The sequence below is a fragment of the [Clostridium] ultunense DSM 10521 genome (genome assembly GCF_000511955.1).
GTDB lineage: Bacteria > Bacillota > Clostridia > Tissierellales > Tepidimicrobiaceae > Schnuerera > Schnuerera ultunensis.
The window spans coordinates 509,716-528,048 of sequence record NZ_AZSU01000003.1 but is presented as its reverse complement, the minus strand read 5'-3'; the positions used below and the strand labels follow the sequence as shown (position 1 = coordinate 528,048).

The window sequence follows — 18,333 nt, the reverse complement described above, 5'->3', positions numbered from 1 at the left end:
GATGAATATAATTAGAGGATTTGAAAATGGACAGCAAAAGAAAATAAACCAAGATTTAAAGAAAATTGGGTTTGAAGATGCTGTAGAAATTGCAAAGATAATTTTTGTTCAAACAAATATGGATATTAATGAAGATATCCTAAAGGCACTAAATGAAATTAAAGAAGATAGACCAGAACTCTTTGATAACTATGATTATAAGTATAAAATTTATAAACTCGGGTCAGTAGACCATGTTGAAGAAAAGGTTATAACCAATATTTTTGCTCTGTATGTTGCCTTTTACGAAGTAGAAGGAGAAATATATTATCTAAATTAGTTAATATATTCTTTCTAAAAAAGAAGGAAATTTGTAATGAGTATTGAAATAATATAATGGGTTAATCAAAAGGTTAAAATCCTTTCTTTTGTAAAAAATTATCTCATTTTTAGGATGTAAGATTAGTTTATGTTTTCCCCGATTTAGTTGTGATCCTAAAAGTGAAAAGTTGTAAGTATGTGGAAAGAGGGAATGGTAGTGTAAGGTAACTTACTTCCTACTGTTACCCTCTTTTCATTTTCACAATAAATAGTATTCTATTACCTGATAATAACTAATAAATTAGATATATTGATTAATTTTAGATAATACTAGATAAATCATTTATTAAGATTTATATCTAGTATTATTTTTTAATAAATATTACTATTAGATATATTTATTATTAAAAGGTATATTAGTTATTAACTATTATTAAGAGTTAATAATGTTTATTAAAGGAGATGCCATATACCCTTGTAGGTACTTCATCTAGCGACATCAGTATAATTATTATTTTCGACCGAATAAAATGACCTAATATAGAAGATGATGGGGGAAATAAACCGAATAAAACGAAAATAAACCGAATTAAATGCATGAGCAAGACATTTAATCATAATCAGGAAAAACAAACTAAAACAAGGGAAAACAACCTATTTTAAGGTTTTTAACACAACTCTATAACCGAAATAAATAAATAGAGTATTTGAAAGCAGAAGTATTTTAGCATATAAGTATGGATTACAAGAAAAAATTATAATTAATTTAATTTTACCGAAATAAATAAAAATTTTATAAATATGTTGTAAAATACTGATATAATTGGGTTGACAAGCAAAAAAAGATAGGATAAGATTATACTACAAAATAAAAAAAGATATAAAATACAAATTAAACTAAGCAAAAATAGAATATTAAAAACAAACCTGAAACAGAACAAAAATAACTTGGTGTAAATGCATAGGCATTTGCACTGGGTCCTTGTTCTGTTTTTTATTTTCTCAAAATGACCTTAAGGCTTATTAAGTCTTAAATAAAGATTTTGTGTAGGAGTAAATACAGTTTAAACAAAATATCTCCAATATATGAAAAGGAGATGATAGGGATGAAAGTACAACTAATGAATGATGTCTGAAAGGAAATATAAGAGATTTAGGGCTTGTAAGATGTGTTGGTATAGTTATATATGGTTAATCTAGTTATCGCTTGTATTAACCTAAAATAGGAGGTTTGAATATGTTAACTGTATCTACTATGAGTAAAGAGATGTTACTGAAACATTTAGAGAAAAATAGAGCACAACTAGAAAAAATATATTTTCAAAATTGGGATGTGTATACTTATGGAATTAGGGTTTACATAGCAATAAATATAAAAACGGGTAAATTTGAAGTAACAGACAAAAATTACTGGAACTATAAAAATTGCATTCCAATTAAAAAACTAGGTACATATAAAATAGATATGGCAAAGACAAAACTAAATATCTTAGATAAATCAAAAGAAAAACAGTTTCAGGAACTCTATGTTAATAATGATAAACTTTATAAAATGGCAGTACTTGCAATAAATAAACATTTTAAATAGATGATACTAGACACTTTAGAAGATTTGAAGTAATTAGTCTTCTAAAGTGTTTAGAGTCTATAGTGGAAAAACAAATTATAAATACAATACTTCCATATTAATCTGGGGGTGTTTTATATGATTAGGCGTTTAAATGGACAGGAGAACGGCAGATATGCTGTTTATAGCATGAATCAAGTCTTTGACTCTGGCTGGGGGTTTATCCTCCCTTCTAAAGCATTTACCTTATACTCTTACTTGAAGACGTTTTTAAATAACAAGTCAAATATATGTAATCCAAATCAAGAGACCATATTAACTAATATTCAGATAAATAAAGATAATCTTGCTGCTAGTATTGAGTTTTTAAATTTATTTCGCTTTATAAATGTAAAAAATGGAGATTATAGATATAATATCTCTAATCAATACCAAGTATTAGATATTCCAACTGTAAATACAACCATCTTAAATACAGATTTTTTAAAGGTAACAAAATATATTCTAATGAAAAGGGAACAAAGGAAAAACGAAACAGATAAAATAAGGTACAGAAAAGGAATGAGTTTCTTATCTAAAGCCATTGAGGATATAGATGAAAAAAATCTGAAATTAACATATGAAACGAAAGCAGAAAAGGGCTATAGAATAAGGGTGTAAGTGGTAAAATAAAATCATGAGATTTCGGAAAATAAGAATCCTGAAAATTTTCCAGTTGTATATAAAACAAATCTACTTTCCTGTAAAATATTTTACAGGAGGTAGATAGAAAATGGGATTGAAGGGTTGGCATATGTTTAATGAAATTAAAAACATGAAGTAGTTAGGGTTAAAGAAATCTCAAGTATCAAGATATTTAGATTTAGACTATGGGACTGTATCTAAATACTGGAATATGCAGGTAAAGGAGTTTGCTGAAAATATGGAAAAAGTGAAGGTTAGAAAGAAAATACTAGATGAATATGAAGATGAGATAGTAGGTTGGTTAAGAGATTTTCCAGACATGAGTGCAGCTCAGATTTTGGATTGGTTAAAGGAAAGATATGGAGATATTAAATGCACAGATAGGAGTGTGAGAAACTATGTAAGATACATAAGAGATAAATATGATATTCCAAAGGTTGTATCTAAAAGACAACATGAAGCAGTGCAAGAACTTCCAATGGGCTATCAGGCACAAGTTGATTTTGGACAAATATGGCTTAACAATGCAGATGGAAAAAGAGTTAAACTTTATGCCTTTGCTATGGTACTGTCTCACTCTAGAATGAAATATGCCTATTGGCAGAACAAGCCATTTACAACGAAAGATTTTATCGATGCTCATACTAAGGCCTTTGAATACTTTGGAGGTAAAACCCACGAAATAGTATATGACCAAGACAGACTATTAGCAGTTGATGAAAACTATGGAGACATAATTTTTACAGAAGAATTTCAAAACTTTAAAGACTTTATGAAAATTAGAGTAAGAATGTGTAGAGGATATGACCCAGAAAGCAAAGGAAAAATAGAAGCAGTTGTTAAATATTTAAAGTATAATTTTGCAAAGAATAGAACTTTTGTTGATATAGACAAGTTTAATGAAGATTGTCTATTGTGGTTAGATAGAACAGGAAATGCTAATATTCATGGAACAACAAAAAAGATACCGAAAGAAGTATTCTCCCTCGAAAAGAAATACCTTCTTCCAGTATCACAAACATTTAGAAATGTACCATCTAATTCAATTTTAACCTATACAGTAAGAAAAGACAACACCATTTCGTATAAACAAAATAGATATCAAGTTCCTAAAGGGACATATGAACCAGGAAAAACAGTTGGAGTTCGTAATTTAGATGGTATTATTCAGATAATAGATAAGGATACAGGTAAAATTTTAGCAGAACATAATGAATGCACACTGAAAGGAAAATTAATACAAATTGATCATCCTGAAAGGGATAAAACTTTAAAGATAGACAAACTATATGAAAAAGCTTTAAATGTACTGAATAACACCAATGAAGCCAAGATTTTTCTCGATAGAATTAGGATTGAAAAACCAAGATACATAAGGGACCAATACAGTTTAATATGCAATACTTGTAAAAATGTAGAGAAAAAACTCATAGAAGAATCTCTTAAATATTGCATAGAAAGAGAGATATTCAGTGCTGTAAGTTTTAGAGATACAATTGAATTTTTAGGTGAGAAATATAAGGAATTAGAAAACCAAAAAACAGAAGAAACAACTGACATAAGCACCCCTTCTATCCCTCAAAAATATGATATTAAAACCCAAATTAGGGATACATCAGAATATGTAAAAGCATTGGAGGGATAAGATGATAAGTAAAATTGATTATATAAAAGAATATGCCAAAGAACTAAAGCTATTAAATCTACAGAAAAAGATAGATGAGTTCATAGAACATGGAGAAAATGAAGATTTATCATATCAAGAATTTCTTTACAAAATACTAAATGAAGAGATAATTGCTAAAGAGGAAAGAAAGAAACAAACTCGATTAAAAAATGCAGGATTTCCTGTAATAAAGACAATAGAAGAATTTGATTTTGAATTTCAAAAGTCTATCAGCAAAAGACATATAAACAGGCTTCTAGAAATGGACTGGATAGATAAGATATACAATCTTATCTTCCTAGGTCCTCCTGGTGTAGGGAAGACACATTTAGCCATAGCATTAGGCTATAAAGCTATAGATATGGGATACAAGGTAAGCTTCATCTCAATGGACAATTTGGTCTATTCATTAAAAACACAGGATATAATGAGAAAGAGTAAGATAAAGATAAATAAAATACATTCCTCAGACCTTGTAATTATTGATGAAATTGGATATCTACCAATTAATCGTGAGGAAGCTAATATGTTTTTCCAGTTAATATCAGCCTTACACGAACAGACTTCAATTATAATTACATCAAATAAGGGCTTTGGAGATTGGAACGAATTATTAGGAGACCCAGCATTAACTACAGCTATATTAGACAGGCTTACCTATAAATGTGAGTTATTTAATATGACTGGCAAAAGCTATAGGCTTACACATAGAAAATCCTTTTTAGAGGATTAGAAACTGGAAATTGTTCGGGAAAATTATTTTCCGAAATTTAAGGAAAAGTACTTGCCGTTTACAAAGGGTAGATGGAACAAGGAAATCTCCTAAAGAACGTATGGAATCTAATCAAAAAGTGGAGAAATTTGCACAAAAATTAGCACAAGGTATTTATAATATACTTTTAGCAACTACAAGAGATAAGGAAAACTACAATCGGGTAGTTGAATATTTTTTAGAAAATGGAATCCCCAAAGGGGATTTGGAAACCCCAGTGGAGATTCAAAATTTCCATAGGGAACAGGAAATCTCCACATAGGGGTATAATATACAATGCAATACACAATTTAATGTACAATATAATACTGATGATAAGACTTATAAATTCGAAGGTATTTCTGTTACAGATATTGAAGACATGTTTATCAGTGAAGATAAAGCCTTAAACACTTCTAAAGTTGAAAAACTCTTAAAGGATATCGAAGGGCAGTTGGTTAAATTCAATGTTTCACAAGAACAACAAGATGCCATAATGTCTCTTCTAGAGAATAAAAATTTACAACATTTAAATGATGTTTTTGAAAGTTTTAAACTACTGATAGAAGTAAACTTTGAGGCAGATGATAATGATAACGACAATTATGCATGGTCTGTATGTAATAAGCCAAGTACAGCAACGGCGAAGGCGGCTGCCCGAGGTTTTAAAAATAGGAGTCTAAGGAAGCAGGCAGAGCAAAGGGCTAAAGAAGTTAATAAGGATAGAGCGCCCTTAAAACCTACCCCAAGAGATTACTACGACCAATTCTTTGATTAGGAGGTTGTCTAAGATGCTAAGATTATTAAAAATTGAAACTATATTAGATCTTTACCACCCTAAATACCCTAAATACATTGTTGGATCAAATGAGCGTAGATATTTAGCCTATAAGAGAAGGCTAGATGAACTTACAACTGAAGAATATTTAAATTGTTTAAGTAACTATAATGATCCTCAACTACTAATCTATAATTTAGAGAAGCAGATTTTAGAACATGGTTTTTGGAAGACTGCTAGACAAAATCTCAAAAATAAGAAGTCCATAAGCATTGCTGCAAAAGAAAAGATAGAAACCATACTAGATGATGTAACTATACTTATTGCCAGTGGTGCTATTAAGTATAAAGGTGAGTTTTACCCTGTTCCAGATGAACTGTTTTATGCTGAAGAAATAAAGGAGATATTAAGATTTATTATGTATCTTATAAAAGATATAGATGATAGTAAATAGGAGAAGAAACAATAGTATTGGTCTTTAATTGTAGTAAGAGCGAGGGCTAGTTACGGAATGTAGCATGTATACAGCCCTTGCTTTTATTTGCAATAATCGAAATTTTAGAATAGTATTAAAATCACTCCAAAAATTCCAGCAATACAAAAAAGATTGCTGGAATTTCTTTATTTTTCTTACCAAAAGGGATATAATCTTAAATAGTACATAACAGATTGGAGGAATTTATATGCAAGCCATAAGAAATAAAATTCATGAATTGGCAAAGAAACATAAATCAGAAGTCAATGTAGAAATATTAGCAGATACACTTTTTTATAGATTGACCATCATTCGTTTAGGAGAAGAAGATAACAATGTATGGTGGGAGTCTAGTATTTTAGGTGAAGTAGGGCGAAGAAACTTAGAGAAATTCTTCCCTAATACTTTCTATAAACAACGCTATGATATTGCAAGGAAAATTATTGTTGAAAAAGAAAATAGAGAAATCCCAGAAAAAAGATTTACTACATTATTTAATTTTGGATACGAATTTGAGACCAAAATATTTACTCCTTTCGTAAAGGAAATTTCAAACTCTGATGGTTGGAAAGAAGTATTAGATATGATTGAAAATATCAAGGACAAAAAGTTTACGAGTCCATGGGCTAGAGGATTTTTTAGTCTACCTAAACTGCCAACTCATACTTTAGATGATAAAAAGACTATTGAATTAGGAAGCATGAGCGAAACATTCTATAGAAGCAAAGTAAATTTTGAAGATGCAATAAAATCATTTATCTCAATTTATGATTTATGTACGCTAGGAAGCGTTGTAACCCCATACTATAAGAGAAGGATGGCTATATAATGGAATCAAAGGATTACAGATCTAGTATTAAGGTAGTAGGTACAGTTTTACCAGATACAAAAGTAATATTAAAAAAATATCTAGAATTAAAAGATGTAGAACTTTTAAGAAAAGAGGTACTTGATAATAATTTAATCTTAAAAACTTCAAAACGAAGAGCAGAGACTATATTTTACGAGTTAAGAAAGAGGTATCTATATGATCAATTAGATGGCTATAAAGAAACCTCATTTATCTATTTTTTGAAAAAGATTGATTCAGATAGTATTATAAACCTCCTTCTATACTACTATTTATGCAAGGAAGAGAGAATTATCTACGAATATGTAGCGAATCTAGTATATGGAAAATATGCTGATGGTTTTTTAGGGATATCTTCAGCAGACACAACAGAGTTTATTTTAGGTCTTGCTGATAAAGACAAAAATGTATCTAAATGGTCTGAAAGGACCATTAACGATGTACGCTCAGGGATGATGGGAGTATTAAAGGAATTTGGGTTTATTGATAGTAGAAAAAGACCTACGTTTAATAAACCATTTATTCCATCAATAATTTTTTACTATGTTCTATACATGAATAAAGATAGCATTAAGACTATAGAAGATGTATATAAATGCAAGGATTTACATTTGTTTTTGCTGTTAGAAAGCGATATTCATATATTACTTGAAGAAGCATATAGAAATGGAGTTTTAGACTTTGGAAGGGAAGAACCTAAAACTCTAATATATAGATATAAAACTATGAAGGAGATAATAGATGGCTACGTTAATGGAGAAATACACTAAGATAATAGAGTTAATCAATAATGATAGCCTTGCTTGGGTACGACATTCAGGAGTTCCTTTTGTCATTTGTCCTTATGAAAAAGAGGAGCATAAGGATGTTATGTATATAATAAACAAATTACAACAGGAAATAGAAGGGTTTCATTTAGAATTAATAAATATGGAACAACTTTTGTTTGATATTATAGAGGAATACGAGACTATAGATGGCATTATCGAATTAGAAAAGATAGAAGAAGACATCGACATGGTTGAGGAATTAGGAGAATTTTTATTAGAAAAAGTAAGGTCTCACTTCATATCCAAGGCTAAAGAAATAGGTCCTAAAGGAAGAATATTGGTTACTAGAGTAGGAGCAACGGCTATATACTTTAACTTTATTAGATTACTATCTTATTTAGAGGGAAGAGTTCAAATTCCAGTTGTATTCTTTTATCCGGGAAGTTATGACAGATTTTCAGTTACACTATTAAACAAATATAAGGAAACTGCCCTTAGGGCTTTAATAATATAGAAAGGGGTTAAGAGTATGTTAATTAAAGATTTATTTAGGGATCCTATAGAAAGATACATAAATCCAGTAATTAAGGTACAAGAAGATGATGTAAATGTAGCAAAACAAGAATTACAAGAGTATGTTATTACAGATCAATTAAGAGAACATTTTAAGGAGTGCTTGGATAAATATCTTAATGATAAGAACAAGGTAGGATATTGGATATCTGGATGGTTTGGCTCAGGTAAATCACATTTCTTAAAGATTTTCGGATATCTACTAGAAAACCATCAATTTGATGATTGCTCTGCTGCGGATATTTTTATTAGAAGAGACGAAACCAATACTTTAAAAAACTATATAGAAAAAATAAATGAAACATATAAAACTACTGTAGTGATGTTTGATATCTTAGAAGAGGCAGCAAAATTAGAAGGAAAAGTTGAGCCTATAGAACAAACTATTTATAAACAATGGCTAAGCGCTAGAGGATTTTATACAGGAAAACTTTGGGTAGCAGAAATGGAAAAAGAATTATCTGATGAAGGAAAGTATGAAGAATTTGTACAAACTATTGAAGAAATGAGTAATAGGAAATGGGAAGATATAAGGCCAACAAGAATAGGTCAAAACTATATTCAAAGAGCACTAGTTAGGGTATTACCAGAACAAATACCTACGGAATCAATAGCAAAAGATTATATAGAAGACCTTAAGAGAAGTAAAAGTATTTCTGCGTCTATTTTGGCAGATGAATTATGTAAATATGTTGACGAACTAGACAAACAGAATGGCCAAAATAATAGATTATTTGTAATCGTAGATGAAATAGGTCAATACATTTCTGCAAATCCAGAGGTAATTGGATATCTACAAGCCATAGAAAGTACTTTTGCTAGAAAAGGTAAAGGTAAACTATGGTTTGCAGTATCTTCACAAAACAAATTAGAACAAATAACAGAGCAGTACTTAAAGACTGAAGATGAGGTAAATAAAGTAATAGATAGATTTGAAGTAAGGATACATTTGACTCCAGAAAACTTAGATAAGGTTATAAATGAAAGAGTTTTAAAGAAAAAGTCAGACGTAGTAAAAGATATAGATAGATTATATGAAAGTAATAAAGGAAAGTTATCATCTATCTTAGAGTTTAAAGATTTTAAAAAATATATGCCTAAACTAAATAAGGAAGATTTTATAGATACTTATCCTTTTCTTCCTTATCATATAAGACTAATCCAGCCTATTTACTATAATGTTATCTCTAATTCAAGAGTTAACAAGAAACTAGGTGGAACTAATAGAAGTATGATTAAAGCAACTCAAGGGATACTTATTGACAGTAATGTTAATGTGAAAGAGAAGAATATTGGTGAATTAGTTACTTTAGATATGTTCTTTGAACAAGCAAAAGAATTTATAGATGATCAAATCCAAATAAGTATTAAAGAAGCAGAACAACTGGACCCAAATAATGGTGAACTATTAGTAAAGATTTTAAAAGTGCTTTATCTATTAGACAACGATGATAAATTACAAAAGGATATAGATACTATTGCAAAATTGCTAATAAACAATGTAGATGCAGATTTTATTGATATTTTAGAAGAGGTTAAATCAGGCTTAGATATATTATACAGACATGGATATGTAGAAAGAGATGCACATGGAAATTATAAGTTCATAGCGCCTGAGGAGCAGAGTTTTAGGCAAGAAGCCATTTCTAGATTAAATGAAATTGGAGTTAGAGATATAAATAAAAAAGTAAAAGAAGTAATCGATGGAATATTCACTATAACAAGAATAAATTATAAAAATATTAGACCATTTGATATACAACTAACCATTGACGATGAGGTAAGGAATAGTAGAGGGCTAGTAAGTTTAAATTTAAATAGTGTGATGCAATCTTTAGATGAATTAAGAAAACAGCAGCATTTAATGAAAAGCATAGGAGATAGCAGAAATATTTATTGGTATGCAAAGTATGATAGCACAATTGATGAGGATATGCAGCAATATTTGATCTTCAATAAAATAATAGATGAATATAGAAGAAAATGGAGTTCAGATGAAGATAAGAGTTACTTTTTAAGGAAAGAAGAACAAAAGAATATAAAATTATATGAAGATATAAAAGAGAAGATTGAAAAGTCTTTTATTGATGGTACCTATATATATCAAGGAAAGGAATTCCCTACACCAGATAAAGGTGATTTAAAATCCATATTTGAAGATATTGCTAATCTAGCAATACCAAAAGTCTATCATAGATTTGATACGGTAGGGGTTAAGATAACAAAAGAAGATATTCAGAGTGTTTTTAAAGGAAATCAATTATCTATAGATTTAAGTGGATTAAATCTAATACAGGATACTAACGTAAATGCCGAATCTGCAGTATTAAAAGAAGTTTTAAATGAAATAAAAACCTTAAAAAATAAATATGGACAATGTATTGGTAAGGATTTACTAAGTGTATTTGATAATGAACCATATGGGTGGGCCTCAGAAGCAGTACGACTTTTTACGGCTTTACTATTTAAAAATGGTAATATAGAACTTAACTACGAAGGCAAAGATTTTCTTGATTATAATCAATCAGGAGTAAGAGATATATTTGAAAATGAGCCTAATTTTAGAAAAGCAGTCTTCAAGTTAGCGGTAGTAGTTGACGCATCTACAAGGCAAAAATGTCAGGATATTTTAATGAATATGTTTAACAGAAGTTCTGAAGATACCTTAGTTGAGTTATATAGCAATACAAGAAATATATTAATTGATTATAGAAATGATATTTCAGCAATGAGAGAAGTAATATCTAGTAACGATTTAGCCTTTAAAGATTCAATAGACAAGTTAGATGAGTTTTTCAAAACTATATTGAACTCAAAGACACAAGGTGAAACAATAAACAACTTTGTTCAAAAAGCCTCAGAATATGGAATATTCTTATCAAAATATAAGAAATTAAAGAATTTTATAGATAATGGGAATTTAAAAGAATATAAGAAAATGAAGTATTTCTTAAATAATGTATGGATAATAGAACTTGACCGTAATGATGAGGATATAGAAATTAAAGAAAAAATATATGCTCAAATAATGAAGGATTTAAAAAGTGAATCATTTATAGATTCATGGCCTACTGTTAGAGATGATTTTTATAAACTCTATGATCCATATGTAAAAGAATATTTAGAAACTCATGAAACTCTATATGAAGTTTATAATGAGAAAATAGAAGAAATGAGTAAGAATAAGAGTTTCTTAAATCTTAAAAGCGAAATAGCAAAAGGAGATATATTAAGTACATTCTCTGATAAATTATGTTCTCATAATATTTCCAAATTAGAAATTCCATGTCCTACTTGTAGAACATTTATTAGGGATATGAAAACTATTATTGATGCAGTAGATGTTTATAACGAAAAAGCCATGGATAAATTATATGAGTATCTTAACAAGCAAATTGAGGAAGAAAGAGAAAAGGATGAGGTTGAAGTTCCAAAACGAGTAATTAAGTATTTAAGTACAAATAATTTTCCTAAAAATGTACTTATTCAAAGTCCAAAGTCTCTGAAAGACTATCTGAAAAAAATTGAGAAGCAATTGATGGAAGAGATTAGTGCTGGAAATAGCATAATGATTGAATAGGGGGGAGTTCATTGAATGCAGAACAGAAGAAAACTATTAAATCTACTATTCTTGAGTGTAGAGAAATATTAGAAAAAGATATAGAACAGGTTTTAATAAATTATGGTATCTATATAAATAAAGTCTGGGTTAACTTAAGAGATTTAAGAAACTTAACTGAGGAACAAGAAAATAATAGAAAGAATATAGAAAAGGCAATTGAGAAATTTGAAAAAGGTGGATTTGAGAAAGACAAAGCCGTTATGGAATATATAAAGGAGGTATCATACACCTACCTTAATCGCTTAGCGGCTCTTAGGGTTATGGAGGTCAGAGGCCTTATTGATGAAATTTTAGTACCTAGAGGAGAACATGGTAATAGATCATTTATTGGATCTAGATTCTATGAAGTTGCAAGAGAATTTTGCAAGTATGAAATGGATGGAGGATTAGGATACCTCTTAAATATAATGTTTGAAGAAATCAGTGAGGAGATAAAGATGTTATTTAATACGGAGGATGAATATTCCTTCGTAACTCCATCAAGTACAAGTTTATTGAAAGTAATAGAACTCCTATGCACTAATATTGATGAGGAATCATGGGGACAGGATGAAATTATAGGTTGGATTTATCAATATTTTAACGAAAAAGAAAAAGAAGATGTATTTGACAGACTTTATAATAAAAAGCAAAAGATAAAGGTAGAAGATATACCTGCTGCAACACAATTATTCACTCCAGATTGGATTGTTGATTGGATAGTAGATAATTCATTAGGTTCATTATGGAATGAGATAAAACAAGGTAAACGAGAAGATAAAAAAGTAGAAGATGTTAAACTCTTAGATCCTTGTTGTGGAAGTGGTCATTTTTTAGTAAAGGCTTATGATTTGTTTTATGACATGTATGTAGAAGAAGGTATATATTCAAAAGAAGAAATACCTTACAAAATACTTGAAAATAATATATACGGAATAGATATAGACTTAAGAGCGGTTCAGTTAACTGGTTTAATATTATTTATAAAGACCAAATCAATCTTAAAAGATAATGGTTATGACACCAATACAAAGGATAAACTTTCAGTTAATTTAGTATGTGCTGATTCCATTCTATTAAATGGAAGTAGATTAGAAGATCTAAAAGAAAAACATAAAGGTAATAAGACTATACTAAAAATGATAGAAATTATTTATGAGGAGTTTGAAGATGTTAGACTTAAAGGAAGTCTTATCCAACCTGAAAAGAAGTTGTTTCCACTTTTTGAGGAATTTAAGAATCGACTTGCTAAGAAAGAATTAAGCAAGGCAAAAAGAACTAAGAGAAAGCAAACTAAAGGACAAGAATCGTTACTGAAGGAACAATCTACTTCCTTATCAGATTATAAGTCTCAAAGAGATTTTACTAAGGAAGAAAGAGAACTAATGAGTAGTTTGGATGCTATTTATAGCGAGGCTATTAAAGCAAATGATATATCAAGGCAGTTATTTGCAAGCGAAGCCCAAAAATCCGTTAAGTTAGTAGATATATTTATGAAACAATATGATGTAGTAGTAACAAATCCTCCTTATATGGGGAAAAGGAGCATGAATGATAAATTAAAGGATTATTTATCAAAATCTTACTCTGTTAATTCATCAGATTTATATTCAGTTTTTATATTGAGATGTTTAGAATTTCTAGATAAAAATGGTAGAGTGGGTATGATAACACAGGATTCCTTTATGTTCATTTCGGAGTTTGATAAATTACGTGAATTTATATTGAATAATTCTTTTATAGAAAAAGTTTTGCACTTAGGTCCTCATGCTTTTGAAGAAATTAAAGGAGAAAAAGTTAGAACAGTTAGTTTTGTGCTAAACAAACAAATGAATAAATCAAACTTTGGTGAATATATCAGATTGACCTTATTTAAATCTGCACAAGAGAAAAAGAATAAACTCAATGAATTATTAAGAAAAAAAGATGAAAATTATTGCTTTAGTGTAAATCAAGAAAGATTTGCAAAAATAGATAAGCAACCATTTTTATATATGCTGAACGAAGAGATGTTAGAATTGTTTCAAAAAAGTTCATTTGGAACTTATGCAGATGTGACTGGTAGTCAGCATAAGACGGCAAATAATTCAAAGTATTTAAAATATTTTTGGGAAGTAAGCAAAGATACTATTGGATTAGGAAAGAGATGGATATTATACTCTAAAGGTGGGGAATATAAGAGGTATTTTGGTAATTGGAATTTGATAGTGGATTGGTCTGAAGAGGCTAGACATTTTTATAAAAATAACAAAACATCAAATCTATTAAAAGAGGATTATTGGTATAAGAAAGGAATTTGCTATTCTGCAAATGCAGGAGAAAACTTCAATGCAAGGTTCATGCCTAAAAATTGTATTTTCGATATGAAAGGACCAGCCATATTTGTAGAGGATGATATGATTAATTACACTTTAGGATATATAAATTCAAAGTTCTGTAACTATATTATGAATCTGTTAAATCCTACAGTATCTTATCAGGCTACAGATTTGAGAAGACTACCCTGGAAAGAACCTAGCAAAATTATTAAAAACATAGTAGAGGAATTAGTAGAAGAAAATATATTGTTGGCTAAAGAAATATCTTCTTATGATGAAACAGAATATTTTTTTGAGTCACCACCACTAATGAAGTATAAAAGGGATTCGATTATAGAATCTTTTACTGAATACTATTTTGATACCATGTATAAAAAAGCACAAATTCTTGTAAATGATGGGAAAATAGATACTGAAATCTTCAATATATATGAAATAAAAAATACATTACAAGAAGAAATTTTCTATGAAGTAGGGAAATCGGAAGGATTATATAATGGTAATAATTATAATGAAAACGAAGTATGCAATTTTATAAAGGAAAACAATATTAAGGAAAGATACTTTTTTAGTACTTTAGGTGAAAAATTCGATATTAATCCAGTCGATGTAGTTGATATTATTAAAAAATACAATATTTACAAGAAGAAAGAACTTCAAAGTGAAGTGGAGAACCTTCTTTCGTATTTGATTGGTTGTATATTAGGAAATTGGGAATCTAATTTAACTGTTATCAAAGATGATGGTATCCTACCAGTATCATCTACAATATATTTAGAAGAGGATATTATCGAAAAAATATATGTATGTATACAAAAATTATATGGTGAAGAATGTGGGGACTCTATATTTGATGAAATAGAACAGATATTGGGTAAGCCATTAGAAGACTATTTAATAAAAGACTTCTATAACAGTCATGTCACAAAATATAAGAAACGCCCGATATATTGGCACATATGTAGCCCTAAAAAAACCTTTAATTGTTTTATTTACTATCATAAACTGGATAATGATACCTTATATAAAGTTAAGAGCATCTATCTGAATCAAATGATAAGTAGATATGAAGAAGACTTAAAGTATTATACTAATCAGTTAATCGAGGCAAGGACTAACGGTGATAAGAGTAAAGAAAAAGATTTCAAAGATAAATGTAGTGACTTAGAAGCAAAATTAGAAGATCTTAATATTTTGGATAAAAAGATAATGGAGATATTGCCATATGAACCTAATATAGATGAAGGGGTATTGTATAATATAATACCTATAGAACCTATACTATCAGCCCCTGTAGCAACTAAGAGAGAAAGAGATAAGTACTATGAAGAGGTAGGGAAGTAATGAAACCACCATTTTATAAATTGATCCAAGCAGAGATAAGGGAAAAATTTAAGAACTCTAATATTGTTATTTGGTATGATTACCAGAATGAATTCTTACAAGAGTTTAATTTATTTGATGAACAAGGAGTCAATAAAATTGCCTATGAAGGCAGTTTTATTGAACTCCGCTACAAAATACTATTGGCTGATAGTGAACTTACAAAAAAGTGGCTAATATATTCTAATATAGAAAATAAGCAAGGTTTTTTAACTGAGTTTGAATATTTTGGAGACACATATATTGCATCAGTAAAAGATATCTTGGAAAGAAATTACAGGATAGATTTTGGTCAATTTGACATATCAACACTGGAAGAACGCCTAAACATATTGAAAAGATTATGGGATATTATACCTGAGAGTGTTATTAGAAGCCTTAATCAAGAAACACTTGATGATATTGTCTTAACTAATGGATTTGGGTATGTTGATATTAGTAAAGAATACACAATACTTAAATATATTTGCGAAACAGATAAGTATGAATCTATACTTGAAGAAGCAAGGATTAAAGATAAATTTTTTGAATTCCTCTCTTTAGAATATGGTATTAATGTATCTAATTTTGAGTCAAAGGATAAAGTTGTTGAATACATCGTAGATAGTTTGTTTCAAAGTGAGTTGATACAGAAAAGCAGAAATAAAGATATAAGACCTTTTGGAATTAGATTATCAAATATTAATAAAATAATGAATTGTGTTCAACTTCTTGAAACTTGGGCTAATCATGAAATTTATAGAGAAAAGTTTGTTGAGTACTCTAAAAAGGTTTCAGAAAAATACATGATAAATGTACTTAATGAAATGGAAGTAGACGAGTTATTTGCTATTGAATATCTATATGGTATAGAGGAAATTTTATATAAAAAATTAGAGATTCAGATATTTAAAGGGGTTCAGGACCCACATTTAATAAAAGAAGACTTATTAGGATATTTGAACGGTTTATATGTAAAGGAAGAACAAAGAAATTATCAGTATAGCGAAATTGAAAATGGTATAGATATAGAATCACTAAGGAGCCAATTAAAAGATCTAAATGTATTTGTAGATATTAGAAGAAGATACTATTTTTCTAAATCAAAGATATTTAACAAATGGAACATCCTTAATAATATATTTCAGTTAATAAACATGATTTACCTATTTGAAGAAGAGTTCAAAGCAATAGATAATAACTTTGATAATATAATTTCTCTTTATGAAATGAATAATTGGTGGAAGATAGACCTACTGTATAGAAAAGTTCAAGAAGATTACACTGTGATTGATGATTTTATATCGCAACTTCTAAACTTTGTGGACAAGAGATATTATTACCAATATCTTAAACCCTTAAATGAAGAGATATCAAATATTATTGAGAGTAAACACGATTATGAATTTAAGACAGATATACAATTAGATTTTTGGTCTAAATATGTATCAAACTCTGATAAGAAGACAGCAGTAGTAATAGTAGATGCTTTAAGATATGAAATGGGAAAAGAAATATTCTCAATGCTTGATGAAATTAAATATAAAACAATCACACCAATTATCTCTTCTATACCAACAGTTACGGAATTCGGAATGGCTAGTTTGTTACCTAACGGTAATACAAAACTTATCTTAAATGAAGAGAATAATTTAATAAAAATAACAGATGGAAACCTTAATTATTCATTAAATAATAAATCGGAACGTGTTAAATTTTTCTTGGAAATATCTGATGGTGATGGAGTAGTTAAAAACTTAAGTGAAATTGTAGATATTCCAATAAATAGTTTAAAGAATGAATTTGAAGAAAAAAATAGAATACTAATTTTTTCAAATGAAATCGATGAGGCTGGTCACATTGAAGATAGCAGCATACAGATTTTTCCCGGACTGCTCAATAAGATACAAAGTGCAATAAAGAAATTGATAGATATTGATATTGAAAAAATAGTTGTTGTTGCTGATCATGGCTTCATATTAACTTCTGGGCTAGAGGAATGGATGAAGGTAGATATTTCAAAGGATATGGATAATGTTGTAAAGAAACGAAGATATACTATTTCAAGAAAAAAGGTAGAGGGAAACTATATAACTAAGAGTGCTTACTCCTCAAATTATGATGGAGATTTATATTTTAATTTTCCAAGGGGAATAAATGTGTTTCCAGTTAGTGGAGGAACTAAATTTCACCATGGAGGAATATCGCTTCAAGAATTACTAGTACCTGTAATAGTTATAGAGAAAAATGATGAAAAAGTAATAAAAAAATATACTCCTGAAGTAGTAGAACAAATTAGTTTAGAGGATGTTGGCTTAAGTACGGATTTTGCCCAAAATAAGACAAGGGAAATTCCTAAATCAGTTAAAGAACAAATAGAAAACTATATTGAAAATAATAGTTTAAGTAAGAAAGAGAAAAGAATACTAGAGTTATTCTTAAGAGCATCTTCTTATACAGATTCTGAGATACAAGAAATATGTAATGAGGATGGTATTAGGTTTATTTCTAAGTCAGTAATGGCATTTATGCAAGATTTCATCTCAAAACTTAATAATGAAGGATATGATTGGATAGGGTTTAAGGTTGTTGGTATGTCAACATATGAGTACTATCTGAAATAGAGATGAAAAAATTG

At 28.9% G+C, this 18,333-nt stretch carries 13 protein-coding genes and 1 pseudogene; all 14 read left to right on the top strand.

Going from position 1 to position 18,333, the window contains the following annotated elements; all coding sequences use genetic code 11:
* Nucleotide 1: 1 nt before the first annotated feature.
* The 14 genes and pseudogenes from CUL_RS0109840 to CUL_RS0109775 all read left to right on the top strand — a co-directional run bounded on the left by CUL_RS0109840 (nt 2) and on the right by CUL_RS0109775 (nt 18,319).
* On the top strand, nt 2-319 hold the full coding sequence (locus tag CUL_RS0109840; RefSeq protein WP_025641450.1) for a hypothetical protein: 318 nt from the start codon (nt 2-4) through the stop codon (nt 317-319).
* Nucleotides 320-1,537: 1,218 nt separating this feature from the next.
* Entirely contained in the window at nt 1,538-1,888 is a 351-nt protein-coding gene (locus CUL_RS0109835; protein ID WP_025641448.1) for a hypothetical protein, read from the top strand.
* A 117-nt stretch (nt 1,889-2,005) separates the two neighbouring features.
* Nucleotides 2,006-2,527, top strand: a complete 522-nt coding sequence (locus CUL_RS0109830; protein WP_025641446.1) for a hypothetical protein — start codon at nt 2,006-2,008, stop codon at nt 2,525-2,527.
* A 178-nt stretch (nt 2,528-2,705) separates the two neighbouring features.
* Nucleotides 2,706-4,196: pseudogene (gene istA / locus CUL_RS17145) on the top strand (IS21 family transposase); the annotation flags it as partial.
* 1 nt (nt 4,197) lies between these two features.
* Nucleotides 4,198-4,950, top strand: a complete 753-nt coding sequence (gene istB, locus CUL_RS0109820) for an IS21-like element helper ATPase IstB (protein WP_025641444.1) — start codon at nt 4,198-4,200, stop codon at nt 4,948-4,950.
* 100 nt (nt 4,951-5,050) lie between these two features.
* The gene (locus CUL_RS0109815; RefSeq protein ID WP_157752643.1) at nt 5,051-5,251 is read left to right on the top strand and encodes a hypothetical protein; all 201 of its coding nucleotides are present in this window, start codon (nt 5,051-5,053) and stop codon (nt 5,249-5,251) included.
* Nucleotides 5,252-5,350: 99 nt separating this feature from the next.
* Complete coding sequence (locus CUL_RS0109810) at nt 5,351-5,746, top strand: hypothetical protein (protein WP_025641441.1); 396 nt, start codon at nt 5,351-5,353, stop codon at nt 5,744-5,746.
* 13 nt (nt 5,747-5,759) lie between these two features.
* Nucleotides 5,760-6,200, top strand: coding sequence for a hypothetical protein (locus tag CUL_RS0109805; RefSeq protein WP_025641439.1), 441 nt, complete (start codon nt 5,760-5,762; stop codon nt 6,198-6,200).
* A gap of 229 nt (nt 6,201-6,429) precedes the next feature.
* Nucleotides 6,430-7,050 carry a BrxE family protein gene (locus CUL_RS0109800; protein WP_025641437.1) on the top strand — a complete coding sequence of 207 codons (621 nt, stop codon included), beginning with the start codon at nt 6,430-6,432 and terminating at the stop codon, nt 7,048-7,050.
* Complete coding sequence (locus CUL_RS0109795; protein ID WP_025641436.1) at nt 7,050-7,841, top strand: BrxA family protein; 792 nt, start codon at nt 7,050-7,052, stop codon at nt 7,839-7,841. Before CUL_RS0109800 ends, CUL_RS0109795 begins: the two co-directional genes overlap by 1 nt.
* On the top strand, nt 7,813-8,355 hold the full coding sequence (locus CUL_RS0109790) for a BREX protein BrxB domain-containing protein (protein WP_025641434.1): 543 nt from the start codon (nt 7,813-7,815) through the stop codon (nt 8,353-8,355). Before CUL_RS0109795 ends, CUL_RS0109790 begins: the two co-directional genes overlap by 29 nt.
* 15 nt (nt 8,356-8,370) lie before the next feature.
* Entirely contained in the window at nt 8,371-11,994 is a 3,624-nt protein-coding gene (brxC, locus tag CUL_RS0109785) for a BREX system P-loop protein BrxC (RefSeq protein WP_025641432.1), read from the top strand.
* A gap of 11 nt (nt 11,995-12,005) precedes the next feature.
* Nucleotides 12,006-15,677, top strand: coding sequence for a BREX-1 system adenine-specific DNA-methyltransferase PglX (gene pglX / locus CUL_RS0109780; RefSeq protein ID WP_025641430.1), 3,672 nt, complete (start codon nt 12,006-12,008; stop codon nt 15,675-15,677).
* Nucleotides 15,677-18,319, top strand: a complete 2,643-nt coding sequence (locus tag CUL_RS0109775; protein ID WP_025641428.1) for a PglZ domain-containing protein — start codon at nt 15,677-15,679, stop codon at nt 18,317-18,319. Before pglX ends, CUL_RS0109775 begins: the two co-directional genes overlap by 1 nt.
* Nucleotides 18,320-18,333 lie beyond the last annotated feature (14 nt).

What these genes read in the sequence shown, in the direction of transcription:
- CUL_RS0109840 (WP_025641450.1), top strand. Translation starts at nt 2, where the DNA reads ATGAATATAATTAGAGGATTTGAAAATGGACAGCAAAAGAAAATAAAC.
- CUL_RS0109835 (WP_025641448.1), top strand. Translation starts at nt 1,538, where the DNA reads ATGTTAACTGTATCTACTATGAGTAAAGAGATGTTACTGAAACATTTA.
- CUL_RS0109830 (WP_025641446.1), top strand. Translation starts at nt 2,006, where the DNA reads ATGATTAGGCGTTTAAATGGACAGGAGAACGGCAGATATGCTGTTTAT.
- istB (WP_025641444.1), top strand. Translation starts at nt 4,198, where the DNA reads ATGATAAGTAAAATTGATTATATAAAAGAATATGCCAAAGAACTAAAG.
- CUL_RS0109815 (WP_157752643.1), top strand. Translation starts at nt 5,051, where the DNA reads ATGGAATCTAATCAAAAAGTGGAGAAATTTGCACAAAAATTAGCACAA.
- CUL_RS0109810 (WP_025641441.1), top strand. Translation starts at nt 5,351, where the DNA reads ATGTTTATCAGTGAAGATAAAGCCTTAAACACTTCTAAAGTTGAAAAA.
- CUL_RS0109805 (WP_025641439.1), top strand. Translation starts at nt 5,760, where the DNA reads ATGCTAAGATTATTAAAAATTGAAACTATATTAGATCTTTACCACCCT.
- CUL_RS0109800 (WP_025641437.1), top strand. Translation starts at nt 6,430, where the DNA reads ATGCAAGCCATAAGAAATAAAATTCATGAATTGGCAAAGAAACATAAA.
- CUL_RS0109795 (WP_025641436.1), top strand. Translation starts at nt 7,050, where the DNA reads ATGGAATCAAAGGATTACAGATCTAGTATTAAGGTAGTAGGTACAGTT.
- CUL_RS0109790 (WP_025641434.1), top strand. Translation starts at nt 7,813, where the DNA reads ATGGCTACGTTAATGGAGAAATACACTAAGATAATAGAGTTAATCAAT.
- brxC (WP_025641432.1), top strand. Translation starts at nt 8,371, where the DNA reads ATGTTAATTAAAGATTTATTTAGGGATCCTATAGAAAGATACATAAAT.
- CUL_RS0109775 (WP_025641428.1), top strand. Translation starts at nt 15,677, where the DNA reads ATGAAACCACCATTTTATAAATTGATCCAAGCAGAGATAAGGGAAAAA.